The following is a 24,868-nucleotide window of genomic DNA, read 5'->3' as shown; positions in this document are numbered from 1 at the left end:
TGTTTTTGTTATATCACTATGCAAACATAACATATATGACGGAACTGTCGACCATCCCCACACTCCTTCAAGCCACCCGCGGTGCACTCGACCTCACTCAGGCAGAGATAGCCGAGCGACTCGGTGTCTCCTTCGCCACGGTGAACCGGTGGGAAGGCGGTAGCAGCAAGCCACAAAGGGCCCAGCTTGCCAAGATCAATGCTCTCGCCGAGGAAGCTGGCGTCGACGCCAGCGAAGCCCCGATTGCTGGTGGAGCAGTCGTCACCCGTCGCCGCGGCCGCCAGGCTAAGCCGGCGACTCCGACTACGAAGCCCATGGAACAGATGCTGTGGGATGCCGCGTGCTCGATCCGAGGTGAGAAGGATGCACCGAAATTCAAGGACTACCTGTTGCCGTTGCTCTTCCTCAAGCGCTTATCCGATGTTTTCGACGACGAGATCGACCGACTCGCCGATGAGTACGGCGACCGTGACGTAGCCCTGGACATCGCGGACAACGACCACGACCTGCTCCGCTTCTACCTGCCCCCCGAAGCGCGCTGGGCGATCATCAGCGGACGCGCACAATACGACTGGCCTGACGACGAGCGTGGTCGCTCGACGCGACCACGCGACATCGGTGAACACCTCACCAAGGCGGTGCGAGCCGTTGTCCGATTCAACCCCAGCCTCGCCGGAGTCATCGACGTCGTGGACTTCGCGGCCGAGCGCAACGGCGAGCGGGACATCAACCCCGCCAAGCTAAACGGCGTCGTCGAGACTTTTTCCGACCCGCGATATCGCCTGGGCCTCGCCGACGTCCAGCCCGACTTTCTCGGCCGCGCATACGAGTACCTCCTCCGGAAGTTCGCAGAAGGCTCGGGTCAGAGCGCGGGCGAATTCTTCACCCCAACCGAAGTCGGTTTCCTCATGGCGCGCATCCTACGGCCGAAGCCCGGACAGACCTGCCATGACTACGCATGCGGTTCCGCTGGCCTGCTCATCAAACTCCAGCTTATTGCGCGCGAGCTCGACCCGACTGCCAAGATCCCGCTCAAGCTGTTTGGCCAGGAACTGCAAGCCGAGAGTTACGCCGTCGCCCAAATGAACGCGATCATCCACGACATGGACGTCGACCTTCGTCGCGGCGACACCATGATTAATCCCAAGTTCCGCACGTCGTCGGGATCGCTCGACCAGTTCGATCTTGTCGTCGCCAACCCTATGTGGAACCAGCCTTTTGACCCGAGCGTTTTCGAGGACGACCCATTCGATCGCTTTGTCAAGCATGGTGGCGCGACCTCAGGCAAGGGTGACTGGGCCTGGCTTCAGCACTCGCTATCCGTGTTGAAGGACACCGGTCGTGCGGCGGTAGTCCTCGACACGGGCGCCGTTACCCGTGGCTCGGGCTCGAAGAACGAGGACAAGGAACGAAACATCCGGAAATGGTTCGTCGACCGCGACCTCATCGAGGGCGTCATCCTGCTGCCTGACAACCTCTTCTACAACACGCCGGCCGCCGGCATCATCGTCGTGCTCAACAAGCGCAAGCCTGAGTCCAAGAAGGGCAAGATCACGCTGCTGAACGCAGGCAGGCGATTCACTAAGGGCAAGCCCAAGAACCATCTCGTCGATGAGGACATCACCGACCTCGCGAAGCTCTACAACGCTGGTGAGGCCGTCGATGGTGAAGTTGCGGTCGCCGACCTCACGCAGATCGCCGAGTCGGACTACAACCTGAGCCCCAGCAGGTGGGTGCGTCAAACAGCAGTGACTGATCATGTCGAGATTCCGCAACTGCTGAAACTGCTGGACGCACTCGTGGCCGAGGACGCAACACTTACCGCTCAGCTGCAGCGACTCGTGCTACCACTGGCCGACGCCGGGGTGGAGAGATGAGCCCCGTATGGGAAACAGCAACAGTTGGGGCATGCCTATTGCCGGTGTCGACTGCTGGGAAGCCCAAGGTCCCAACAAAGGACTACAAGAGCGCAGGTTCGTACCCGATCGTGGATCAAGGACAACCGCGCACAGCAGGGTGGACGGATTCGCTCAACGCGGTTATCGAAAGTCCACTCCCGCTGATCGTCTTTGGTGATCACAGCAGGACTTTCAAGTATGTTGACGAACCGTTCGCCCGGGGTGCTGACGGTACCCAGCTGCTTCGCCCAGTTGAAGAGATATCCCCCTTGTTCTTCTTCTACGCCTGCCGTGCGATTGACCTGCCGTCTCGGGGCTACAACCGCCACTTCACCCTGCTCAAGGAGAAAGAGATCTCCTTCCCGAGAGACTTGGCGGTCCAGCAATCGATAGCACTCGTCTTACAACGAACTGAGCGTGCGGTCGCACTTCAAGACAAACTCGTAGAGATGCTGGAGGAAACAAAGTCTGCCTCCATGCGCCAGCTATTCACTCGGGGCCTGCGAGGGGAGAAACAGAAAGAGACCGAGCTCGGTCCGGTGCCGGACAGCTGGGATGTGTTGACGATTAACGACGTGGCGTTGAAGACCCAGTACGGGCTTTCGATGCGCGGTCAAGTGCAGGGACAAATTCCCATCCTTCGAATGAACTGCCAAGATAAAGGCCGCGTCCGGTTCCGAGACTTGCAGTACGTTGACCTCGACGAAGTCACGCTCTCGGCGTTCCGCCTCGAAGATGGTGACTTACTCTTCAACCGTACAAACAGCATCGAGCACGTTGGACGGACGGCGATCTTCGAGGGCGCCGCGGAAGCAGTCTTCGCGTCATATCTTGTCCGACTCAAAGTAGACGCGCTCCGATGCTTGCCGCGCTTCCTCAACTACTACATGAACCGAAGGGAAGTCCAACACGACATCAAGCGTCTTGCTAGCAGGGCGGTTGGACAAGCAAACATCAACGCAACGAAACTGCGCACCATCGCATTTCCGCTGCCCCCGTCATTGAATGAGCAGGCTGAAATCATTGGCGTCCTCGATACCCTTGACAGAAAGATCGACCTGCATCGACGAAAGCGTGAGGTTCTCGACCAGCTCTTCAATTCGCTGCTGCATAAACTGATGACCGGCGAGATTGCGGTTCACGACCTCGATCTGAGCGCACTGCCGTCAATCGATGGGAGCGCACCATGAGCCAGGTCAAGATCTCCGAAGCCAAGTCAGTGCAGTTTCCGATGGTCAAGCACGCATCAGGAGTCGGCTGGGAGCCGCTCACACCAGAGGAGGCCGAAGGCATGCGTCGCGGCCGGGCGAACATGCTGTTCACCGAGGTGTTGCAAGACAAGCTTCAGCAGTTCAATCCATGGCTCACCGAGGACCAGGCTCGCGCGATCGTCGAGAGCATTGAGGCGCTTCCCGCCACTATCGAGGGCAACCGAGAGGTTTTGCGCTGGCTCCGAGGCGAACGTCAGTGGAACGACGCAACTGAGAAGCGCCAGCGTCCCGTCCAAGTCGTCGAATTCGCAGCCCCTCATCAGAACGCTCTGCACGTCACGTGGGAGTGGAAGATCGAGCCGCCGGCACGGGCGAAGGGCAACCGCGCGGACGTCATGTTCGTCGTCAACGGTATCCCGGTCACCATCGTCGAGCACAAGAACCCGAAGGACCGCGACGCACTAACCAAAGCGGTGACCCAGCTCCGGCGTTATGAGAAGGAGACGCCGGAGCTCTTGGCTCAGGCTCAGCTCCACAACGAGACTCACCTGATCGACTACTGGTACGGAGTCACGTGGAACATCAACCGCCGCATGCTCTTTAAGTGGAAGCACACGAGCGACGAGTCCTACCGAGATGCCGTGCAGGCGTTCTTCGAGCCGCGTGACTTCCTGCGTACTTTGCGCGAGTGGGTGCTCTTCTACATCGAAGATGGCGAGACTAAGAAGTCTGTCCTCCGCGAGCACCAGCGCGGCGCAGTCGATGCGGTGGTCGAACGGTGCGCCGACCCAGCAAAGAACCGGGGGCTGATCTGGCACACACAAGGCTCCGGTAAGACTTTCACCCTGTTGACGGCTGCGCAGCTGATCCTCAGCCAGAAGAACCGCTTCAAGAATGCGACGGTCATCCTCGTTGTTGACCGCACCGAGCTTGAGGGACAGCTTAAGGAGTGGGTCGACAGGTTGCTCGGCGAGATGCAGGCCAATGACATCCCGGTTCGGCGTGCCAACAGCAGGGACGACCTTCAGGACATCTTCGATTCCGATTTCCGTGGGCTGGTCGTGTCAATGATCCACAAGTTCGAGGCGATCCGGAAGGACAGCTCGAATCGGGACAACGTCTTCGTCTTCATAGACGAGGCACACCGTTCCGTTGCCGCCGACCTGGGCTCGTACCTCATGGCGGCGGTACCGAACTCGACGATCATCGGCTTCACGGGCACGCCGGTCGGAGGGACGCAAGGTGGCGGCTCAGGTTCGTTCCAGATCTTCGGATCACAGGACGAAAAGGGCTATCTACACAAGTATTCGATCATCGAGTCGATCGACGACGAGACCACTCTGCCGATCAAATACATGCTGGCACCGTCGTCGATGTCCATGGCACCAGAGGACTTGGACGACCAGTTTTACGCCCTGGCGTCCGATGAGGCTGTCACCGACATCGATGAACTCAACAAGGTACTGCAGCGAGCAGTTGGACTGCGTACCTTCCTGGGCTCTGATAGCCGGGTGAAGCAGGTGGCTGAGTTTGTCGCGAACCACTTCGAGGAGAACGTAGATCCCCTGGGGTACAAGGCGTTTCTGGTTGCGGTCGACCGGGAGACGTGCGCGAAGTACAAGCGCGCGCTCGACGAGTTGCTGCCGTCCGATTGGTCCGAGGTGGTGTACAGCAAGAATGCGAGCGATGTCGTCGACCGTCCCGACGTACATCATCTCCAGCTTTCCGACGACCGCGAGAAAGAGATGCGGCGGCAGTTCAAGAAGGCCGATCAGCGGCCCAAGATCCTAATCGTCACCGACAAGTTGCTGACCGGCTACGACGCGCCGATTTTGTACGCTTTATACCTCGACAAGCCGATGCGTGATCACGTCCTCCTCCAGGCGCTAGCGCGCGTGAACCGACCGTATGTTGACGGCGATGGTGTGCAGAAGAAGGTCGGTCTCGTCGTCGACTTCGTTGGCATCCTGAAGGAACTTCATAAGGCACTGCGGTTCGATTCTGCCGACGTCGAAGGGGCACTCGAAGACCTCGATGTTTTGATGGCGGACCTGTTGGTAAAGATCGACGCCGCTTCCAGCGAGTACCTGCAGGTCACGGGTAGCAAAGATGCTGACGAGCAGTTGGAGGGCATCGTCTACGGCAAGTTCATTTCGGAGGATGAGCGCAAGAAGTTCTTCGACGACTACCGCGACATCGAGTCATTGTGGGAGATCCTCTCGCCATCAGCAGAGTTGCGCGATCACATCACGACATACAAGCGCCTATCTGTTCTCTACGCGGCCGTGCGAAACGCCTACTCGGAGGCAACCACCTTCACCGCCGATCTGGAGCACAAGACCAAGCGCCTGATCGAGGAAACCGCAACTCAGGAAGGCCTCGGTCGGTTCACTAAGGTTGCCACGTTCGATGTCCCAACATTGGAGGCACTGGGTAGGGACAACGGACCGCCCGAGGAGAAGGTCTACAATCTGCTGCGCGGCTTACGCAAGGAGATGGAAGATAATCCGGTCGCCGCGGTGGCGCTGCAGAGCATCAGCGAGAAGGCCGACCGCGTCATTGAGAATCTCGAACAGCGCAAGATCAACGGTCTGGCCGCGCTCGATGAGCTCAAGGCCATCGCAGAGGAGAAGGACCGCCTGCGTGAGTTTGCCAAAGCGAGCGGGCTGTCGGATCGCGCCTTCGGCATTTACTCGGCTTTGAGCACCGAGCGTTCCTTGAGTGAGCTGAAGGTCGACATCCAGTGGGTCGCGGTGAACATCGATGTGGCGGTGGATCAATTCCCCCACTGGCGCCAGAATCCCGATGAGCGGCGCCGCCTACGCAGTGGGCTCTACAAACCGCTGCTGGATAGCCACGTCCCTGCCAAGTCCTGCGGCGAGATCATCGACAATGTCATGAACGTGCTGGAGAAAGTCTGATGGCGAAGCCAAAGATGCCACTCACCGCCGACCAACTGCTCACCCGCAAGGCGATGACATGGGCAACCAAGATTCGAGTGAATCCCTCGCGCATCGTGATCGCCGAGCTGACGACGAAGTGGGGCTCATGTGCGCCAGACGGCGCGATCACGTTGGCGGAAGACCTCGTTGACACGCCAGCTGCTTTCCAGGACTACGTCGTCGTCCATGAACTGCTCCACTTGCGCTACCGCTCCCACGGAAAAGCCTTCACCGCGATGATGACTGCGCTCGTCCCCGGCTGGCGCGAGCTGGAAGCATCAAGCCCAATCAGGGAGGTACGCGGATGATTTCCGCGGAGTTGTTGGAGCTCCCCGCTAACGCCTGGTTGGAGACTCGTGAAAGGGCAGGGTAGTGGAACTACTGTACGTCGTTGAGGTCGATGTACGTCCCAGCGAAGGTTCCGAACTGACGCCGACGGATGTTCGTAACCGCGTTAAGCGCCACCTCGCGGAGTGGCTGAGTTTCGAGCACACTCCGACGCTGGATGCCGAGGCTCTCCAAACCGACGGAACGATCACTCTCGTCAGCGACCACAAGGACCGGAACGACAGTCGTGTCTCCTGGTCCACCGAAGGCACTCCTGACGTAACAGCGTTAGTCGTCGCGGTGAGAACCGAGATCAGTCGTAGTGGCCGAGCGGACTTCATTTGTATCGTTACGGTTTTCACGGAAGGCGACGGGACTGCCGTGAGGATTGAGCTGGGGCGCGAGTCGCTGGACGGCGTCCTTGCGCCGACAGGCATCGACTTTTTTCGCCGGCCGTATCTCCTTGTCTTGCTCCTTCGAGACCGCGACCTGCAGTACTGGTCCGGACCCAGTCGGGTTGACGAGCGGTTCAACTGGGTGAACCCGCAACACTCGGACTTTGTGTGGGAGGCGCTGTCCGCAGAGGGACGCCTCCTGCCGATCCTGCTCGTCGACGCGAGCGAGGACGTTGGCGCGCAACTGGCGCGCAAGGCCGCTGGCGAACTGATCGGGCTCGCACCCGTCCTCGCGGTCGATGCACGGTCACAACGACTGCTCGCCGACAGGTTGGACCAGATTGACGCATCTATTCCCCGGGGCGGTGCAGTTGCGACAGCGCGAGTCACGCTCGGGCGATGCGAGAACGGGTCTGCGTGGACCCTGCCGTTGAGCGGCCGGCACACCCTCACTGTGGGCTGCTCAGGTGCAGGCAAAGGTTCCGTCTTCTGGGGCATCGCTGGTGGGCTCGGCCCCGCTGTTGCCGCCGGCGTGGTTCGCCTGGTGGGAATCGACCTGAAATACGGCATCGAACTGTCGGTCGGCCCCGGCCTGTTCACCAAGATCGCCACGACAGAAGCCGATGCCGTGGAAACCCTTGCCGCGCTGGAGAAGTTGATGAACGAACGCGGCAATGCGATGGCAGGTCACACACGCGAACACTGTCCGACCAAGGCCTCTCCCCTCGTTGTTCTGCTGATCGACGAACTGGCCGGCGTAACCGCGTACATGAGCGATCCAGCACTGCGCAAAGAAGCCGCTATCTCGTTGTCGCGGATCCTCACCAAAGGTCGCGCGCTGGGAATCGTGGTGGCCGCGTTTCTGCAGGATCCCCGCAAAGAAGTCCTGCCGATGCGGGGGCTGTTTACCCAGACCGTCGCGCTTCGACTGCGGTCCCGCGACGAAGTCACGATGGTCCTCGGCGACGGGCTGGCTGATGCCGCACCCGCACACCGGATCAGTCCAGAAAGACCGGGCACCGGCTACGTCGTTGCCGAGGATGGACAGGTAACCAAGGTGCGCTCCGATTTCTGGACCGATGACCAAATCCGCTCCACTGCACAGCAATACGGACGGTCGCGCACCGTCGGAGGGCAGCGCAATGAATGACGACTGGGCCATCTTTGAACCACCCGACCAGAATCAATTGGCTCGGCATGCAGACGATCTGATGCACCGTGCCAACCTGGTCCGCAGATACGGGTGGGACGACTACCGGCATCTCTGGTCACGCGGCGAGGTGATCGGCACCGCTCTGGTACTGGGCGACGGTGCCGAACTCCAGCGATGCGGTGAGACAACGATCTCCGCGCTGGATCGTTGGGCATTCGATCTATGGGGAATCACCGGTGGCCAAGCCGACACCGACGCCGGATTGCCAAGTACACGAGCCTGGTTCGACTCCGTCCGTGCCGGCATCGATCTGCCGCCTACGCACCTGCGACCGACTACGAGGTGAAGCGATGGTCACTCACGGCCTCCGGGAGGCTCTAGTCGCCGCCGGCAACTTCCCTGAGCTGCTGACCGCAGACCAGGTGTCGGCGCTGCTCGGCGTCTCTGCCGCGACGCTCAACCGCTGGGCGGCGATCCGCGAAACGACCGGCGAACAGATCGGCCCGCCCTGCTACACGTTGTCAGAGCGGGTACGCCGCTGGGATTGCGCTGAAGTCCGGTCTTGGCTGAAGCAGGTGCGTCGGTAATGGCCGGCAACACTCCACGCGGCATCCGAAAGCGACTCAATGCAGCCAGGGAACCCCGCTACCAAGTCCGCTACCTGATCCGCGATCCTGACGCGTCGTCAGGCTGGGTCGAAACGTCGGCCACGTTCCCGACCCTGCGCGAGGCGAAGGCATTCAAAGCCGAACGTGACAATGAATCCGCGCTCGGCGCGCGTCAATTCGATCCTCGCCTCGGCCGCACACCGCTATGCCGGATTTGGACGCAGTTTTCTGAATCCAAGAAGCCCGCGGTATCGGCGAAAACATGGAGCGGATACACCCAGCACTGGGAGCTGCGCATCGCACCGCGGTTCGGTCATGTGCCCGTCGACGAGATCACCCGCGCCGACGTTCAGGCATTCGTCGACGGCCTGCTGGTCGGACCCTGGGCGAAGGTGTCGACGCTGCGGCTCCTGCGTTCGATCCTCGACGTGGCCCACCAGGATGGCCGCATCCACCGCAACCCCGCGATCAGCGTGTCAGCAGGGCGCATTCCCGAGCGGGAACGTCATCGTTATCTCACCGCGCAGGAGGTCCAGACACTCACTGCCGCGTGCGGCGACCAAGGCGACGTCGTGACGATCCTCGCCTACACCGGCCTGCGCTGGTCCGAACTCGTCGGCCTCCGAGTCAAGGACGTCGACCTCGCGGCCCGCCGCCTCTACGTCAGAAGGGCGGCACCAGAAGTCGAGGGCCGCATCGTGATCGGACCGCCGAAGACCCGGGCCGGCATCCGAACCGTCCCGCTCCCGCTGGTCGTGGTCGACATCCTGAAACATCGAATCAGCGGCCGTGCTCCGGACGAGCCCGCCGTCACGTCACCCAATGGGGCAATGCTGCGATCCAACAACTGGCCCAGGCACACACACTGGAACACAGCCCTCAAGAAGACGCACCTCGCACCGCTGACCATTCACGAGCTGCGGCATAGCTACGCCAGCCTGGCCAGGAAGTCCGGTGCAGACCTGCGCTATGTGCAGAAAACGATGGGCCATTCGACGCCGACCGTGACCGCGAATATCTACAGCGACCTCTATTCCGACGAACTGGACCAGGTGGCTACCAACCTCGATCAGCTTCACGCGAATGAGGTTCACACAACGACGACCGGACAAGAACCGGACGAGTCCAACTGACAACCGAGTGCAAGACCCGTGTCGATGCAGGTGAAGAATGGTGGCCAGGGCCGGGATCGAACCGGCGACCTTCCGCTTTTCAGGCGGACGCTCGTACCAACTGAGCTACCTGGCCGGACGGCAGATCCACAGAAACTGCCTCGCCGTACTGGCGACCCTGACGGGACTCGAACCCGCGACCTCCGCCGTGACAGGGCGGCGCGCTAACCAACTGCGCCACAGGGCCTTACTCTGCTCCCAGTATGCCTGGTTGCGTACCCCCAACGGGATTCGAACCCGTGCTACCGCCGTGAAAGGGCGGCGTCCTAGGCCACTAGACGATGGGGGCCCATGTCCGAATCACTCCGGGGTACTCGTCAACGTGGTCACGTTGGGAGCTCGCCTAGCTTAGGGCACAACCTCCCCAGAACCCAAACCGGATTACCTCGGTGCTGGCTCACCGGCGCGACCAGTATTCTGTCTCGGCACGCCCCTATAGCTCAGTTGGTAGAGCTACGGACTTTTAATCCGCAGGTCCCAGGTTCGAGCCCTGGTGGGGGCACCAGCGCGCCGGTTGCGATCAGCGGGAGCAGGAGCCTTATCAGGCCCTCCATCGCTGCATACCGTTCGGAAATGACGTCCACGGCCCAGAGCACCACCGAGACCGCAGCGCCCCAGTCCCAGCCCGTGACGTTCCGGCAGGCGTTCTTCGTCGCCGTGACGGCGGGCCTGGGGTACGGCTTCGACTCGTACGCGGTGAACATCTACGGTCTGGTGCTGCCCGAGATCAAGAAGACCCTGCACATCACCGAGGCTCAAGCCGGATACATCGGCTCGATCTTTCTCCTCGGCTACACGATCGGCACCATCGGATTCGGCCTCGCCGCCGACCGATGGGGCCGCAAAACAACACTCGGGGCCTCGATCCTGCTGTACGGCATCACGACCGCCCTGGCAGGTCTCACCACGAACGTCGCCGCCTTCACCGGGCTGCGGTTCCTCACGGGTGTCGGCGGGGCCGGTGAACTCGCGGTGGGGGCCCCTTACACCGCCGAGGTATGGCCGGCCAAGACCCGAGCCATAGGCGTTGGTGGCGTGATCTTTTCACTCTTCTCGCTGGGATACGTCCTGGCCGCCGGAGTTGCCTTGGTGCTGGTTCCCCGTTTCGGCTGGCAAGCGGCCTTCATCGTCGCGATCGTCCCGGCGGTCGTGCTTTTCCTTGCCCGGCAAGGCATCAAGGAATCACACCGCTACACAGCGACGCAGGCCAAGGTCGAACGCGGAGCCCCCAAACCCAGGCTGTGGCATCTGCCTGGCGTGCGACGGCGCCTCATCGTCGGCTGGCTCGTCTACACCGCCAATGCGGTCGGCTACTGGGGCATGACACTGTTCCTGACCACCTACATCGTCAAGAAATTCCACGCCACCTCGGTAGAAGCGATCCGCTATGCGCTGATCTTCTTTCTGCTGCAGGCCGTTTTCGTCTTCATCGGCACCGCGCTCGCCGACTGGATAGGGCGACGCCCCTCGGCCATCCTCGCCGCAGTCATCGAAATCGCTTCCACCGCATTGGGAGCCACCTCAGACTCGCTCTCGCAGTATTTGGTGTTCGGCGCCATCTCCATCGCCACGCTCGGCTGGCTGTGGGGGGTCGGCGATACCTATGTCGCCGAACTCTTCCCGACCGTGTTGCGCGGCACCGGATTCGGCATCGCGGTCGGCGGCGGCCGCGTCGTCTCCATTGCCGCGCCAACCCTGGTGGGCTGGGCCATAACGCATTACGGAATCCAAACGCCCTATCTGGCGCTCAGCGGCCTGTGGATTCTGACGATTGTCGGATACCTGCTGGGCCCAGAAACCAAGGGCAAGGAGCTCGAAGACCTTGCCGACGAGGCCTTTACTGAAGACTTGGCGCGCCAACTCACGCCGATGGGGGCATCGGCAGCACCTGCCGATGCCCCCATCCGACGTGTCCCTTAGCCGGTAACGTCCTGTGCCGCCTCGGAGATGAGGTCGGCAACCGCGACGGGCTGCGACGCCAGCGAGGCGTGGCTGGCATCCAGTTCGATGGTCTTGCGGGGGTTGATCCGCTGCGCCATCTTGCGTTCGTTCTCCGGGTTGATCATCCGGTCTTGCGTGGATACCTGATACCAGGAGGGCTTGGCCTTCCACGCGGGCGCGGTGATGGCGTCCCCGAATGTCGATGCCAGCGGCGCCTTCTGAGTGACGGCCATGACGAGGGCCGCCTCGTCGGGCAGGTCCTGGGCGAAGCTCTCACGGAACTTGTCCTGCTTGATCCACAGATAGCCATCGCTGTCGGGGGCCAGATTGGCGGCTGCGGCGGGCGGCAGCTGCTCGGTCAGCTGTCCGGGGCTCTCGCCCGCATCGGGGGCGAACGCCGCGACGTAGACCAAGCCGATCACATTCGGAAGATCGCCCGCCTCGGTGATCACGGCGCCGCCGTACGAGTGCCCGACAAGGAGCACCGGCCCGTCGATCTGCTGGACCATCTGCCGCGTGCGGGCAGCGTCATCGGCCAGTGACGTCAACGGGTTCTCGACCGCGTAGAGCTCCTCGTAGCCGCGCTTATGCAGCTCGACGATCACGTTCCCCCAATGTGCGGCGCCACCCCAGAATCCGTGGACCAGGACGATGGCCGGTTTGCTGGACATATCTGCCTCTCAGTAGATGTTGGACGAGCTCAACCCCGTCGTGTCCGCCGTCGGCGGCACTGTTGACTTACCGGGGCTCCTCCAACATATTTGGACTATGGAGCAAGTGGTATGACCGATCATCCTGAATATTTTGCCGATCGGCCAAAATCGCACAGCTGGTTCTCAGACTCGACAGATATCGACGCCTTCTCCAGCGTCCTCGCCGCCATAGGGTTGAGGGGCGAAACTGTGATGCGTTGCTCCTCCGAGCCGCCCTTCGATATCGCCCTTCCGTCCAGCGATCGCGTACTCCACATCGCAGAGACCCCCGGGCTCCGGGTACATATCGACGGAGATCTTGAGTACACCCTCGGCGCAGGAGACATGGTGCTCCTGGCACGCGGTACCGCACACCGCCTCGCCAAGGGCGAGCCCTGCTGCGTGCGAAGCCTGTCTGCGGCGGATCGGCACGTCGATGCGCGCAACACCTCGACCGCAACGCGTTGGGTCAGTGGGCGGTTCACCGCGGAGAAGACAGCCGCCGACCCGCTGCTGTCGGTCTTGCCGCCGGCCATCGTCGTTCGGGCCGACCAGCCCGGCCATGAATGGCTCTCCCTGTCTCTTCAGCTCGTACTGGCCGAGGTCGTCACGCCCAGCCCTGGATCCTGGGTGATGCTGTCGCGGATCCTGGACCTGCTGTTCATCCATGCGCTGCGGGAGTGGTCGACATCCGATCGCGCCGAACCCGGCTGGCTCACCGCGGCCATGGACCCGCGCCTGGCCCCCGTGCTCACCGCGATACACAACAACCTGGAGCACCCCTGGTCCATCGCAGAGCTCTCCAAGCACGCGCAGCAGTCACGCTCGGCCTTCACGCAGCGGTTCACCGCGCTGCTGGGGCAGCCGCCCGCCAGTTACATCACCGAACGACGGCTCGATCGGGCGGCGCATCTTCTGCGCTTCAGTACCGATGCGGTGAGTCAGGTCGGCAGGGCTGTGGGTTACACCTCAGATGCCGCCTTCAGCCGGGCATTCCAGCGCCGGTTCGGCGAGCCTCCGCTGCGTTGGCGCATGAGACACCGGCCTCAATGACCTGCACTGGTCAGCCACTGCCCCTGCGGCTCAGCACAATTCCGGCGATCACAATCGCCCCGCCCAGTGGTTCGTGCCAGCCGATGTGCTCACCCAACAACACCGCACCCAGCAGCACCCCGATGACCGGGGTCAGATAGGTGACCGACGAGGCCGCGGTGGCACCCCATCCGTTGATGATGCGGGTATTCCAGACGTAGGCCAATCCGGTCCCCAGCACCCCGAGGGCGAGCATGCTCAGCACCACCGCGGGTGTCGCGTCGACGCGGTGGCGGTCGGCCAGCGTCACCACGACGGTCATCAGCACCGCCCCCACGCCCACCTGGATTCCGGCGACCGCCAGCGCGGGCAGGCTCAGCGGTGTGACGTATTTGCGCATGTAGACAAAGCCGATTCCGTAGCTCAGCGTGGCCCCGAGGCAGGCGAATTGTGCGAGCACCGGGCCGCCGTGGCCGATCAACTGCCACGGAGCCAGGACCACACAGACACCCAGGAAGCCCAACGCCAATCCGAGCTGCTGCATCCGGCCGGGACGCTCAGCGCGCAGCGCGACGAACGTCACCATCGTGGTCATCAACGGGGTTGCCGCGTTGTAGATGCTCGCCAACCCGGAGTCGATGCTCTGCTCGGCCCACGGGTACAGCACGAACGGGATGACGCACAGCGTCAGCGAGACGACGGCGATATGCCCCCATGTCTTGGCTTGGCGCGGCAGCGGAACTCGTAGCAACAGAATCAGGGAAACGAGAGTAAGGGCACCGAAATCCAGGCGTGCAACCGCCACCTGCAGCGCCGACAGGCCCTGCAGTCCGATCTTGATGAACAGGAAGCTCGCACCCCACACCAGGGCAAGGGCGGCGAACTGAAAGGGAAGCCAGCGATTACGGGCCGGGGCGACGGTCGCGGTATCCACCTATCGATTGGACAGGACCATCGACCGCCGGCGCTAGCGGTTTTCCGCCGTTACGCCCCGGTGCTGGATCCCGGGCGCACGATCATGAGTACGGTCACCACCGCCCACAGCAGGTTGAAGATGCCGGTGAACATCGCCAACCGCGCGAACACCCGTCCATCGAGCGACTCGCCTTGGCCCAGCTGGGCCAATACCCGCTGCTGCCGCGGCAACACCACAAACACCAGCACCACCGCTGCCGCCCCTGTGAGCACCAGCGATGCGATCAGCCAGGGAGTGCCCAGGACTCCCATCAGATCGGCCAGCGGCAGCCCGAACATCGGAATCGCGATCCCTACCGCCGCGTACACCCGGCAGACCCGATGCAGGGTGCGCAGGCTTCCTAACTCGCCAGTGCCGTCGGGCGAGGCCGCGGCGCGACGTGCGAACGCCGGAAACATGCTGGCTGCCACGGCGATTGGGCCCACCGCGAGAATCACCGCCAGCACGTGAATCGAGAGCAATACCTTGGTCACGCGCAGACGGTATCGGTCCCGCCGCGGTGCCGAAAGTCCGGCACTGGCCATATTTCGACGACTTTCGGCCGTATCGCTCCACAATCTTGGGATCATGTGCCGATGGGCCGTCGAATACTGATGTATTTCACCGTGTTCGGGATCGCGATGTGGTTCTTCGGAAACCTCTACGAGGCCATCGTGATAGGACCGAACATCGCCGGTGACACCAAGGAGCAGCTGAAGGCCTTTCAGCAGTTCACCGAGGTGACCAATCCCGTGTACTACTACATCCCCCTCACCCAGATCGCCGCCGTCACCCTGATCGTCTGGTTCGTGCGCACCCCGCGCAGGGCCCCCGAGAAACTCTCACTGCTCTTGGCCTGCCTCGTCGAGATCGCAGCCGTGGTCCTGTCCGTCTACATCATCGTCACACTCAACATGACGCTCTTCTTCGGATCCCTCGGCGAAACACCCAGTGAGCTGCGTCAGCTCGCCCTGCAGTGGAATGTGCTGAACCTCATCCGGGTGGTCCTCACCGCCATTGCCCTGCTGTTCACACTGAGAGCCCTGCGCCTTGTCTGGCAGTCCGCCGGTCGACACCCGGCCACCCCCGTGTGAGACTTCCCCCTGTTCCGGACGTCTCGACGAGGAGATCAACATGCCCAGCACCCCGAGAACGGTGGTCATCACCGGCGCGAACGCCGGAATCGGCCTGGCCACGGCGCACCGGCTGGCCGCCGATGGGCACACCGTCGTGATGGCCTGCCGCAATCAGCAGAAGGCCCAGGCAGCGCGCGATGAAATCCTGGCCGCAACGCCGGGCGCTCAGGTCGACGTCATGTCGCTGGATCTGTCCTCGTTCGAGCACATCCGCCGTTTCGCCGGCGAGCTGGCCGCACAGCATCCCCAGGTCGATGTGTTGATCAACAATGCCGGCGCCTCACCGATGCGCCAGTCCAGAACCGAGGACGGATTCGAACTGCAGTGGGGTGCCAACTATCTGGGCCCCTTCCTGCTGACACACCTGCTACTTCCGCAGCTGCAGGCCGCCCGAACCGGCGATGCCCGCGTCATCCACCTGGCCTCCGTCGCCCACAGCGTGGGCAGGATCAATGAAAAGACCTGGCGCGGCAGGCATTTCTACTTCACCTTCTCCGCCTATGCGCAGTCGAAGATGGGCAATCTCATGTTCAGCAATGCCCTTGCCCGCCGCCTCCCCGCTGGAGTCACGTCGAACGCGCTACATCCGGGCAACGTCAGATCCGAGATCTGGCGTGAGATACCGCAGCCCATCCGGCCGCTGGTAATGCTGGCGCTGATCACACCCGAGCGGCCCAGCCAGCTGATCACGGACATGGCAGTGGCGGAGGAACACCACGGGCGCAATGGGGACTACCTCACCGCACAAAAGCCGAGCCCGGTGCGGCGCTACACAAAAAATGTAGCGGCGCAGGATGATCTCTACGCCAAGAGCTGCGAGCTCGTCGGTGTCGAGCCGCTGCCGGTGCGCAGGTAGGACACGCTGAAGCCGGACAAGCGCACATACGGTCAATGCAGGCGACGCTCGGCTTCGATAGCGAGATGGAGCTCAGCGATGTCCCGGGGACGGGCAGTATCACGTCCTGTCAATTGCTTCAGCCTGCGCAGCCGGTATCGCACGGTGTTCGGATGACAGAACAACGCCCCCGCGGTGGCCGGGATGGAACCGTCGCAGAGCACCCACTGCTGAAACGTGCTTACGAGCAATTCCCGATCCGCGGCACCAATGTCAGCGAGGCCGCCCAACACCAGGTTGCAGTAACGCTCCATCGTTTGCGGATCGGTAACAGCCGCCACGGCATAGGGATTCGTATCGAACGCGACAACCGCCTCATCCTCGGAAGCCGCAAGCAAAGCCGCCTTCGCGTAGTTGAGTGGGGAACCCGGCGGGGGATAACCCTCATACACGGGGCTGATACCGATCCGCTGCGGGACGAGATCGCGTAACGCCTCCCCCAACTCGACGAGACGCGAGCGCGTAACCAGTGCGACCACACCAACCTGCATGTCGGGTTCAACCCTCCATGCTGAAGCGAAACCACGGTCACGGAGGGCTCTTTCCGTGGCCCGCAACGCACGGTAGTCGAGCGATGCCGAGTCAATGGCGACCACGACGAAACACCCGGACTCTGGCAACCCGAGTAGATGCACCGCATCCCACGCGGTCGTTCCCGGAGGTAGGCGGCCATCGATGAGCCCACCCACCAGCGCGGCACGTTCCTGATCCCGTTGGATGAGCTGCTCGGTGACCACATCGCGGTATCCCTCAGCCATCGCATCGGTATATCTGTCTTGGTTCTGCCAGGCCTGCGTGGCAGCGGCCCGCAGCTCCTGCCGAGACAGCCCGGCGTCGTCAATCGCCTGCGAAAGTTGATCCCACAAAAACTGGCTTGCCGATCGATATGCCGACATCACGTCTGCCAGCGGAACTCCTTGTTCGGCACGAAGTCTGCCGACCCGGGCCGCTGCGCCCACCTCAGGGGCACCCGAGCCCATTGACTCCAGCAGGAACACCGTCTGGTCACGGCCCACCGCGAACAGGTCCTCCTCGGTGACCAGCGCCGGGTCTCGGTATGCCGCGACGCGTTCACGAATGATTCGGCACTGTTCGAGGCAGAGCTCGTCCACCCGGGCGAGCAGCTGGCGGCCGACCGACTGCAGATTTGCGCCCGCGTTGCCTGATTGTGCTCCGCTCACGAGTACCAGGATAACTCGAGTTCCACCCGCCTAATTGTTCAAATGGACAATCTAGAAACCTGAAATGTTGGCTATACAGCCATCGACGTGCGGATTCGAAGTGGCTATGTTGTTTATTAATCCAGAACTTATGCCTCGCGGGATATCGCAACCACGGGACGTAGCCCACGCGGTATCGGGTCGGGCAATGACGTTGCTAAGAAATCACGCAGGAAGCAGAGGGCAATGAGCGATCGACAGAAGACCATGGCAGTCGTCGGGGCCGGCGTCATCGGACTCTCCTGGGCACGGCTGGCCCGCGACCATGGGTGGCGAGTCGGGATCACCGATCCCCGAGACGATCTCGACGCGGTGGCCGAAGCGGCCTTCGGCACTGAGGATCCCGACGTGTTCGTGAGCCACACGCTGGCAGATGTGGTCGCAGAAGCCGATCTGGTTCAGGAGAACGGCCCCGAGCGCCTGGCCATCAAACATGAACTGTTCGGCCAGATTCTCGATTCGGCACCCGGGCACGCGGTCCTGGCCACGTCGAGTTCCTCCATCGGGGCAACCCTCATTGCAGACGGCCTGAGTGCCGGCGACCGGGTCATTGTCGGTCATCCTTTCAATCCGCCCGAATTGATGCCGCTGGTTGAGGTGGTTCCCGGAGCGCACACGAGTGAATCCACACTGCAGAACGCCCTTGAGCTGTATCGGGCACTCGGTCGAGCACCGATCGTGATCCGCAAGGAGGTCCCCGGGTTTGTCGCCAACCGCCTCCAAGTCGCACTGACACGTGAAGCGCAGTACCTCGTCGAGGAGGGTGTGGTCAGCGTCGCGGACCTCGACATCGCTCTGCAGAATTCACTTGGCTTGCGCTGGGCCGCAACGGGATTATTCGAGGGAAATGCACTGGGAGGCGGCCCAGCGGGCGCACGACACCTCTACGAGGGGCTTGGAGCGGAAGTGGGCAAGATCGCCCTCGGGACTCCGTCGGCGGACCCGCAGGTGATCGAACACCTGATCAAAGATATTGACGCCGTCTACGGCACCGGCGAAAAGAGCTACCAACGACTGCTATCCCGGCGAGACGCGCGTACCTGCGCCGTCCTGGCCGCGCTCCGCAGCCTGGATACCTAACGACTCCTCAAGGAGAACATAATGTTTCAATACCTGCTGGCTCTGAACCAGATCAAGAGAGCCATCCTGAAGTTCCCCGTGTCGGGTGAAGGATTCACGGAACTGGTTGCCGGACTTCACGAACTGCCAGATGGCATAGTCGTCGATCCCGCGCGGAAGCACATTTACTGGACGAACATGGGCATACCCACACTCGCACACCCCGGCGAACCACCCACCGAGGACAACCTCGACTTCTACACTAAAAACGGCTCCATCGAACGAGCCGCAATCGACGGCAGTGGGCGTTCCTACCTCCTTCCGCCGGGAAGTTTCGTTACCGGAAAACAGCTTTCGGCCGCATGGTCGCTCGGTCGCCTGTATTGGTCCGATCGCGAAGGAGCGGCCATCCGCAGCGTGCAGCTCGACGGCAGCGACCTGCGCGACGAGGTGGTGGTCGCCACGAATGACAACGACCGTCACATTGTTCGCAATCAGTGCGTCGGACTGACTGTTGACGAGCAGAACGGGTTTCTGTACTGGACGCAAAAAGGCCCATCCAAGGGTGGAGATGGCCGAATCTTCCGGGCCTCCTTGGAAATTCCCAAGGGACAGACTCCGGCGAATCGTGATATCGAAGTGTTGTGGTCCGGACTGCCCGAGCCGATTGACATCGAACTGGACCTTGACGGCGAAGTGATCTACTGGACCGACCGTGGAGCTCCCCCGTCGGGAAATACGTTGAACCGCGCGCAGATCCCCGCCCAGGGACAGGCAGGCAGAGACGTCACGGTCCTGGCCTCCGGGTTCGCGGAAGCGATCGGTCTGGCGGTGGACAAGGAAGCCGGGATCGCCTACGTCAGTGATATGGCAGGCGAAATTCGGGCCGTCAATCTCGACGGTAGTGGCGAGCGCACGTTAGCCAAGATTGACGGAAACTTCACCGGAATCATTGGAATCTGAACGTAACTCATCAATCGTCAATGGGAATAGGGGCCAAACATGACGTACTCACCCCCGATAAACATCGCCAATCGCCCGGTCGCCGTGTTGGGCGCAGGGACACTGGGCCGCCGCATCGCCCTCACCTTCGCGACACGTGGCGGCATAGTGCATCTCTACGACGTCTCCGAGGATTCGCTGAAGTCAGCCAAGGGATTCCTCGATCAGCGGATCCCGGAATTGGTCAAAACCCGCAGCGATGCGGGCGCTACACCGGCGACAGTCGAGTACTTCACGGACCTGCCCAGCGCGGTGAAAGACGCTTGGTATGTCGTCGAGTCGGTCCCCGAGGTGCAGGCACTCAAGATCGATATCCTCGGCCAGCTTGACGAAATCGCTGCGCCTGATGCGATTATCGGCACCAACTCGTCGTCCTTCATGAGCAGTGAGCTCATCGGCAAGGTCAAGCACCCGGAAAGATTCCTGAACACCCATTACGGGCAGCCACCCGAGGCGCCACAGGCCGAGCTGGTCACCGACGGACACACCGACGAACGGATCTTCGACATCCTCAGCGAGGAGCTGCCCAAACACGGCTTCGTCACCGCCGTCGCCCGCAAGGAAAGTGTCGGCTTCATCATCAACCGGGTGTGGGCCGCGATCAAGCGCGAAGCCCTAGCCGTTGTCGCCGAGGGCGTTTCGACACCGCCCGAGTTCGACCGCATCTGGCTCGCATCCGGTATGAGCCCAGTGGGTGTGTTCCGGGCTATCGATCGAGTGGGGCTCGACGTCGCGCTCGACATCGAAGAGAACTACATCAAGCACTTCCCCTACATCCCCGCCAGATCCCGGGACCTTCTCAAGAAATACGTAGACGAGGGCAAGCTGGGCGTGAAGTCCGGCGAAGGTTTCTACAACGACTACAAGTAGCGAACACACGGCTAGCAGACCTTCTCACCTCAAGGCGTGAATTCCGTTGTACAGCACCATCACACCGATCACGACCAGGATTACTGCCATCAAGGACGCGTTGTTCTTCTCCATCCAGTCCTTGAGTCGCCGCATCACGTCGTCAAGGCGGTGTCCCGCGGCCGCGTAGGCCAGTATCGGTACGGCGACCGAAGACGCGGCGAGAGCGACGAAGAATGCCGCGGCCGTCCAGCGATCTGCGACGTCCAGCCCGCTGGCGCCGATCGCCAATCCCGCAGGAATGCAAATGAACAGGACATCGGGACGTACCACCACCAAAGCCGTCCCCGTTATCGCCGCCCGCGCCGGGCTGATCCTGGAGAAGGATCGCATCCAGCCCGGCGACTCGGAGTGACGATGCCGGGTCAGCCACCGGTAGATGCCGAACAGGATAAGCGCCGATCCAAGAACCACCCGCACCCACGAGGCCCAATTCGGTGCCGAGCGGTGTAGCCCGCCGAGTAGGCCGGTGGCCGCGACACACACCGCCGTGAGCGCGGCCAGGCCGAACACCCACCCGGCGAGGAAGGCGAGACCGCTCGGCCGTGGCCTCGGCGCATGCAAAACCAACACCGCCGGGATGACCGTGATCGGCGACAGCGCGATAACCAGTCCGAGCGGAACAAGCCCGGTGAGGACAGAGCCCCAACTTCCTGCCATGAGCAGCATCTTCGCACCATGAACACGATGTCACCGCCGAAAAGTGGAGAAGGGCAGCCAGCCGCCGGTGAGCGGGGTCTAGGACACTTTGGGGCTGTAGTGATGGGGGCTCTCGCGCAGCGGCACCGGCGGCAGGTAGCGGGCCGACGTCTGCGGCAACGGCGCGTCGGCAGGCATCCGCCCGGCCGCCCGGTCCCACCCTGCGCGTGCGCGTGGATGTTTCCTCCATCGGAAGGGCACCAGGCGGAAGATCGCGGCGTTTACCCGGCCCAGTCGCTCAAGACGCCGCTCGTCGCGGTCGGTCCACGTATACCCCAGGCGTTTTCGCACTGGATCGTCGAACATCCCAACCATCACCCACTCGGAGAACCGGGTGAAGAGGGGAAGCGCTAATCGCCACATCCAGGTCGGCATCAGCGGCAGGAACGGCGGCTTGGGCAACTTCGCGAAGTCGAGCAAGTCGCGCGTCGCCTTGTTGTCCTCTAAGACATTGGCGCACATATCATCCCAGTACGCCTGGAATTCCTCCCAGGTCTTGGGCACGGGCCGCATGCTCATCCCGTACATCTGATACCACACGATGTGCTCGTCGAAGAGTTGCCGTTTCTGCGCCTCGGTAAGCCCGCCACCGAATCGCTCCACCGATAGCAACAGTGATTTGAAGAAGGTTGCGTGCGCCCAATAGAAGACGTCGGGGTCGAGTGCGCTGTAGCGGCGCCCTTGACTGTCAACACCTTTGATACCGACGTGATAGCCGCGTACCTCGGCGCCGGTCACCGGGGCACGATCCCCGTCGAAGACCACGCCGGTGATCGGATACAGCGACCGCAGTAGGCGTTCCCATCGCTCACGCAGAAACGTGGAGTGCTCCTCGACGGCGGCACCGAGCTTGGGGTGCATGTTCTGCATCGCGGTGGCGTACGAGCCCATCAGCATTCCGGACCAGTCCGCGGTGAGCTTCCACGTCAACGACTCCGGCCCCAATGGCACGGGCATGGATCGATCCGAACCGGGGGTGACCGGACACCCGGCCGTCAGAGAATCGACCTCGCCGTCGATCATAAGCCGCTCCGTTGTCGCCCATCGCCAGAAACTGAATTTAGATTCAGTTACAAGGCGACACTAGGACGCCTATGTGGTGACGTCAAGCACCGAAATAGCCAGGGTCAGGAGACCTTCGGGTTGTAGTGCTTGGAACTGCCCCAGGCATCCAACGGCGGCAGGTTGCGATCCGGGGTCTGCACCAGCGGGGCGTCGGCGGTAATCCTGCCCGTGGCACGGTCCCAGCCGGCCCGGGCCCGCGGGTGGCGCCGCTTGCGTTCGGGCACAAACTTGAACAGCAGATTGACACCCTGACCGAACTTGCGGTGCAACCACTCATCACGCGCAGACCATGTGTACCCAAACCGGTCTCGGACCGAGGGGTGATACAGCCCAACAGTCAGCCACACGAACATCGGTGCCACCAAACGTCGCTGGAATCTCCACAGACCCTCAGGAATCCAGGGCGCAAACGGCGGCACCGCCAAAGTGGTCAGGTCGAGCACATCTCGCGAGGCCTTGTTGTCCTCTAAGACGTTGGTGCACATGTGCTCCCAGTACACCTGGAAGTCCTCCCAGGTTTCCGGAACGGGCCGCATGCTCATGCCGTACATGCGGTACCACTGCACGTGCTCGTCGAACAACTGTCGCTTTTCCGCCTCGCCGATGCCACCGCTGAGCCAGTCCGCCACGATGATCGTGCCCATGAAGAAGGTGGCGTGTGCCCAATAGAAGACATCGGGATTGAGTGCGCTGTACCGCCGCCCCTGAGCATCTACACCCTTGATCCCGATGTGATAGTCGCGCACCTCCGCGCCCGTCCTGGGCGCCCTGTCCCCGTCGAACACCACGCCACCGATCGGGTACAGCGAGCGCAGGAGACGCTGCCAGCGCTCCCGGAAGAACAACGAATGCTCCTCTACCGCAGCGCCCAACTGCGGATGCATGTTCTGCATGGACCCGGCATACGGGCCCTGCAGCACTCCCCGCCAGTCTCCGAAGTACTTCCAGGTCAACGACTCCGGGCCCAGCGGCACAGGCATCGCCGGACCCGCTCCATGGCTCACCGGGCAGCCCGTCATGAAGGTGCCGGATGCGGCGACAGGCTGCGTCTGGGCGAGCTCGGACATATCGTTGACCATTCGGAACGCTCCGTTGCAGTTCGACGTATAGTGACAATCAAGGTTGTCAACTTTGACATCAGATTAGGAGGCCCGTGGCGAACGGTCAAGCGCAGCGACGTAGCTGGGCGGGTGTCTCGGCGGCCGAACGTGCGGATGAGCGGCGGCGCGAGCTCATGGCGGCTGGCGTACGACTGCTGGGACTCAGCCCCCGGCCGGCCGTCACAGTCCGTGCGGTGTGCCGATCCGCGGGCATGACTGAGCGGTATTTCTACGAGAACTTCTCCGACCGCGACACCTTTGTCCGAGCGGTCTACGACCACGTGGGCTTTCGCGCGATCGAAGCACTCAGCGGCGCGCGATCCGCGCATGAGGGTGTCGACGCTTTTGTCCGACTGATGGTGGACGAACCCACCATGGGGCGAGTCCTCCTGATAGCGCCGACATTTGAGCCGACGCTTTCGGAATCCGGTTATGACTGGCTGCCGCGATTCGTCGCGTTGTTACAGGGAAAGCTCAGCACCAACCTCGCCGACGAGGTGCAGCAACAATTGGTGGCAACCAGCCTGGTGGGCGCGCTGACAAGCCTTTTCAGGGCATACCTGAACGAGGAGCTGAACGTGGGCCGACAGCGGTTCGTGGACTACTGCGTGCAGATACTGCTACAGGGTGCAACCTCGACGCCGTCAACAACCGGGCTGACTGGGTCAGCTGGGCCCCTTACGTCGCTGCGGACTTCGCCTTCTCCTCAGCAGCCTTCTTAGCGGCCGCGACCTCAGCCTTGTAGCAGCGCAAGGTCACATGGACCATCTTTCCGCGGTCGTCCTGCCCCTTCTTGACGGTGAACGCTTCCTGATGCGCAACCAGGCAATTATCGAGGCCCACTTGATCACCGGAACGGCCCGCGACGACGACCGTGTAGCCCTCACCCTTAAGAGTGGAGGAGGCATCGCCATAGAACTGTCCGGTCGTATCGGTCGGACCACCAGCATGAGCCAGCCCGGCCATCATCAACGAGAAACCCGCACCCGCAACCGTCACGATGGTCGCGTTGACTACCGACTTCACTGGATACACCTCCACCTTGGGATGTCGGCAATCATACTGCGGGTATAGCGACCTCGCAGCCCGAGCGAGAAAGGCGTTGATCCGCACGTCGGACGGTGCGCGGAAGGGTATTTGTGCGCCATGATCCGTCCACTTGTATGCAACCGCCGTTTACAGATATATTGACTGCAACTTCCAGATACAGATAACTCTGTCGAGACCTGAGGAACGTGTCCATGCAGAAGGAATTCACCGACCTTGAGTTGCTCCATGAGCTTGAGCCCGTGGTTGAGGAGAATGTCCATCGCCACCTGGGGGTCACCAAGGACTGGAATCCCCACGACTACGTTCCGTGGTCGGAGGGCAAGAATTACAAGGCATTGGGTGGACAGGACTGGGATCCGGAGCAGTCCAAGCTCTCCGAGGTCGCCAGGGTCGCGATGATCACCAAC

The 24,868-nt window shown here is 62.1% G+C and carries 25 protein-coding genes and 4 tRNA genes; 18 read left to right on the top strand and 11 right to left on the bottom strand.

The annotated features are described in order from the left end of the window. The first annotated feature begins 35 nt into the window (after window positions 1-35). The 8 genes from AC5Y5C_RS23945 to AC5Y5C_RS23910 all read left to right on the top strand — a co-directional run bounded on the left by AC5Y5C_RS23945 (window position 36) and on the right by AC5Y5C_RS23910 (window position 9,667). A complete protein-coding gene (locus AC5Y5C_RS23945) occupies window positions 36-1,877 on the top strand; it encodes an N-6 DNA methylase (RefSeq protein ID WP_499977092.1) in 1,842 nt (613 codons plus the stop codon). Next, entirely contained in the window at window positions 1,874-3,088 is a 1,215-nt protein-coding gene (locus AC5Y5C_RS23940) for a restriction endonuclease subunit S (protein WP_499977090.1), read from the top strand. Before AC5Y5C_RS23945 ends, AC5Y5C_RS23940 begins: the two co-directional genes overlap by 4 nt. Next, complete coding sequence (locus AC5Y5C_RS23935; RefSeq protein ID WP_499977089.1) at window positions 3,085-6,030, top strand: type I restriction endonuclease subunit R; 2,946 nt, start codon at window positions 3,085-3,087, stop codon at window positions 6,028-6,030. Before AC5Y5C_RS23940 ends, AC5Y5C_RS23935 begins: the two co-directional genes overlap by 4 nt. Beyond that, the gene (locus AC5Y5C_RS23930) at window positions 6,030-6,359 is read left to right on the top strand and encodes a M48 metallopeptidase family protein (protein ID WP_499977088.1); all 330 of its coding nucleotides are present in this window, start codon (window positions 6,030-6,032) and stop codon (window positions 6,357-6,359) included. Before AC5Y5C_RS23935 ends, AC5Y5C_RS23930 begins: the two co-directional genes overlap by 1 nt. Before the next feature lie 400 nt (window positions 6,360-6,759). Further along, window positions 6,760-7,923, top strand: coding sequence for an FtsK/SpoIIIE domain-containing protein (locus AC5Y5C_RS23925; RefSeq protein ID WP_499977086.1), 1,164 nt, complete (start codon window positions 6,760-6,762; stop codon window positions 7,921-7,923). Then, complete coding sequence (locus AC5Y5C_RS23920) at window positions 7,916-8,272, top strand: hypothetical protein (protein ID WP_499977085.1); 357 nt, start codon at window positions 7,916-7,918, stop codon at window positions 8,270-8,272. The genes AC5Y5C_RS23925 and AC5Y5C_RS23920 overlap by 8 nt, the downstream gene beginning before the upstream one ends. A 4-nt stretch (window positions 8,273-8,276) precedes the next feature. Next, window positions 8,277-8,513, top strand: coding sequence for a helix-turn-helix transcriptional regulator (locus AC5Y5C_RS23915; protein WP_046362286.1), 237 nt, complete (start codon window positions 8,277-8,279; stop codon window positions 8,511-8,513). Then, window positions 8,513-9,667 (top strand): site-specific integrase, encoded by a 1,155-nt coding sequence (locus AC5Y5C_RS23910; protein WP_499977083.1) that lies wholly within the window; start codon window positions 8,513-8,515, stop codon window positions 9,665-9,667. The genes AC5Y5C_RS23915 and AC5Y5C_RS23910 overlap by 1 nt, the downstream gene beginning before the upstream one ends. A gap of 38 nt (window positions 9,668-9,705) precedes the next feature. Here AC5Y5C_RS23910 and AC5Y5C_RS23905 read toward each other — a convergent pair. The 3 genes from AC5Y5C_RS23905 to AC5Y5C_RS23895 form a co-directional block, all read right to left on the bottom strand. Then, window positions 9,706-9,782, bottom strand: a tRNA-Phe gene (locus tag AC5Y5C_RS23905). 34 nt (window positions 9,783-9,816) lie between these two features. After that, a tRNA-Asp gene (locus AC5Y5C_RS23900) sits at window positions 9,817-9,893 on the bottom strand. A 29-nt stretch (window positions 9,894-9,922) separates the two neighbouring features. After that, window positions 9,923-9,995 (bottom strand) — tRNA-Glu (locus AC5Y5C_RS23895). Between the two features lie 140 nt (window positions 9,996-10,135). On the opposite strand from AC5Y5C_RS23895, the gene AC5Y5C_RS23890 reads away from it, so the two are divergent. Both AC5Y5C_RS23890 and AC5Y5C_RS23885 read left to right on the top strand, forming a co-directional pair. Beyond that, a tRNA-Lys gene (locus AC5Y5C_RS23890) sits at window positions 10,136-10,211 on the top strand. A gap of 68 nt (window positions 10,212-10,279) precedes the next feature. Then, complete coding sequence (locus AC5Y5C_RS23885; protein ID WP_499977082.1) at window positions 10,280-11,626, top strand: MFS transporter; 1,347 nt, start codon at window positions 10,280-10,282, stop codon at window positions 11,624-11,626. On the opposite strand, the gene AC5Y5C_RS23880 is transcribed toward AC5Y5C_RS23885, so the two are convergent. Continuing rightward, the gene (locus tag AC5Y5C_RS23880) at window positions 11,623-12,318 is read right to left on the bottom strand and encodes an alpha/beta hydrolase (protein ID WP_499977079.1); all 696 of its coding nucleotides are present in this window, start codon (window positions 12,316-12,318) and stop codon (window positions 11,623-11,625) included. The two genes, AC5Y5C_RS23885 and AC5Y5C_RS23880, sit on opposite strands and share 4 nt — an antisense overlap. A 111-nt stretch (window positions 12,319-12,429) precedes the next feature. Here AC5Y5C_RS23880 and AC5Y5C_RS23875 point away from each other — a divergent pair, with 111 nt between their 5' ends. Beyond that, window positions 12,430-13,392, top strand: coding sequence for an AraC family transcriptional regulator (locus AC5Y5C_RS23875; protein WP_499977077.1), 963 nt, complete (start codon window positions 12,430-12,432; stop codon window positions 13,390-13,392). Between the two features lie 10 nt (window positions 13,393-13,402). On the opposite strand, the gene AC5Y5C_RS23870 is transcribed toward AC5Y5C_RS23875, so the two are convergent. Beyond that, window positions 13,403-14,305 carry a DMT family transporter gene (locus AC5Y5C_RS23870; protein WP_499977075.1) on the bottom strand — a complete coding sequence of 301 codons (903 nt, stop codon included), beginning with the start codon at window positions 14,303-14,305 and terminating at the stop codon, window positions 13,403-13,405. A gap of 50 nt (window positions 14,306-14,355) precedes the next feature. After that, on the bottom strand, window positions 14,356-14,820 hold the full coding sequence (locus AC5Y5C_RS23865; protein WP_499977073.1) for a hypothetical protein: 465 nt from the start codon (window positions 14,818-14,820) through the stop codon (window positions 14,356-14,358). Between the two features lie 102 nt (window positions 14,821-14,922). Here AC5Y5C_RS23865 and AC5Y5C_RS23860 point away from each other — a divergent pair, with 102 nt between their 5' ends. Then, window positions 14,923-15,420, top strand: a complete 498-nt coding sequence (locus AC5Y5C_RS23860) for an anthrone oxygenase family protein (RefSeq protein WP_499977071.1) — start codon at window positions 14,923-14,925, stop codon at window positions 15,418-15,420. Between the two features lie 40 nt (window positions 15,421-15,460). Then, window positions 15,461-16,318 carry an SDR family NAD(P)-dependent oxidoreductase gene (locus AC5Y5C_RS23855; RefSeq protein WP_499977069.1) on the top strand — a complete coding sequence of 286 codons (858 nt, stop codon included), beginning with the start codon at window positions 15,461-15,463 and terminating at the stop codon, window positions 16,316-16,318. 32 nt (window positions 16,319-16,350) lie between these two features. Here the strand turns inward: AC5Y5C_RS23855 and AC5Y5C_RS23850 are convergent, their stop codons facing one another. Further along, on the bottom strand, window positions 16,351-17,502 hold the full coding sequence (locus AC5Y5C_RS23850) for a PucR family transcriptional regulator (protein ID WP_499977261.1): 1,152 nt from the start codon (window positions 17,500-17,502) through the stop codon (window positions 16,351-16,353). Window positions 17,503-17,763: 261 nt separating this feature from the next. Between AC5Y5C_RS23850 and AC5Y5C_RS23845 the strand changes: the two genes are divergently transcribed. From AC5Y5C_RS23845 to AC5Y5C_RS23835, 3 genes are read left to right on the top strand one after another with little or no spacing between them, the layout of a single operon-like run. After that, window positions 17,764-18,657 carry a 3-hydroxyacyl-CoA dehydrogenase NAD-binding domain-containing protein gene (locus AC5Y5C_RS23845; protein WP_499977067.1) on the top strand — a complete coding sequence of 298 codons (894 nt, stop codon included), beginning with the start codon at window positions 17,764-17,766 and terminating at the stop codon, window positions 18,655-18,657. Window positions 18,658-18,678: 21 nt separating this feature from the next. After that, window positions 18,679-19,599, top strand: a complete 921-nt coding sequence (locus AC5Y5C_RS23840; protein WP_499977065.1) for a hypothetical protein — start codon at window positions 18,679-18,681, stop codon at window positions 19,597-19,599. Between the two features lie 39 nt (window positions 19,600-19,638). Next, window positions 19,639-20,508, top strand: a complete 870-nt coding sequence (locus tag AC5Y5C_RS23835) for a 3-hydroxyacyl-CoA dehydrogenase family protein (RefSeq protein WP_499977063.1) — start codon at window positions 19,639-19,641, stop codon at window positions 20,506-20,508. A gap of 24 nt (window positions 20,509-20,532) precedes the next feature. On the opposite strand, the gene AC5Y5C_RS23830 is transcribed toward AC5Y5C_RS23835, so the two are convergent. The 3 genes from AC5Y5C_RS23830 to AC5Y5C_RS23820 all read right to left on the bottom strand — a co-directional run bounded on the left by AC5Y5C_RS23830 (window position 20,533) and on the right by AC5Y5C_RS23820 (window position 23,390). Then, window positions 20,533-21,207, bottom strand: a complete 675-nt coding sequence (locus tag AC5Y5C_RS23830; RefSeq protein WP_499977062.1) for a GAP family protein — start codon at window positions 21,205-21,207, stop codon at window positions 20,533-20,535. Window positions 21,208-21,285: 78 nt separating this feature from the next. Continuing rightward, window positions 21,286-22,269, bottom strand: a complete 984-nt coding sequence (locus tag AC5Y5C_RS23825; RefSeq protein WP_499977060.1) for an oxygenase MpaB family protein — start codon at window positions 22,267-22,269, stop codon at window positions 21,286-21,288. Window positions 22,270-22,373: 104 nt separating this feature from the next. After that, window positions 22,374-23,390, bottom strand: coding sequence for an oxygenase MpaB family protein (locus tag AC5Y5C_RS23820; protein ID WP_499977059.1), 1,017 nt, complete (start codon window positions 23,388-23,390; stop codon window positions 22,374-22,376). A gap of 74 nt (window positions 23,391-23,464) precedes the next feature. On the opposite strand from AC5Y5C_RS23820, the gene AC5Y5C_RS23815 reads away from it, so the two are divergent. Further along, window positions 23,465-24,133: a TetR/AcrR family transcriptional regulator gene (locus tag AC5Y5C_RS23815; protein WP_499977057.1), complete on the top strand. Its 669-nt coding sequence runs from the start codon at window positions 23,465-23,467 to the stop codon at window positions 24,131-24,133. Here AC5Y5C_RS23815 and AC5Y5C_RS23810 read toward each other — a convergent pair. After that, window positions 24,090-24,437: a hypothetical protein gene (locus AC5Y5C_RS23810; RefSeq protein WP_499977055.1), complete on the bottom strand. Its 348-nt coding sequence runs from the start codon at window positions 24,435-24,437 to the stop codon at window positions 24,090-24,092. The two genes, AC5Y5C_RS23815 and AC5Y5C_RS23810, sit on opposite strands and share 44 nt — an antisense overlap. Window positions 24,438-24,652: 215 nt before the next feature. On the opposite strand from AC5Y5C_RS23810, the gene AC5Y5C_RS23805 reads away from it, so the two are divergent. Then, window positions 24,653-24,868 (top strand): acyl-ACP desaturase (locus AC5Y5C_RS23805; protein WP_499977053.1); only part of this gene is annotated, 216 nt, incomplete at its 3' end.

The sequence above is a fragment of the Mycobacterium sp. NGS15 genome (assembly GCF_059813245.1).
This window is presented reverse-complemented; position numbering and strand designations above follow the sequence as displayed.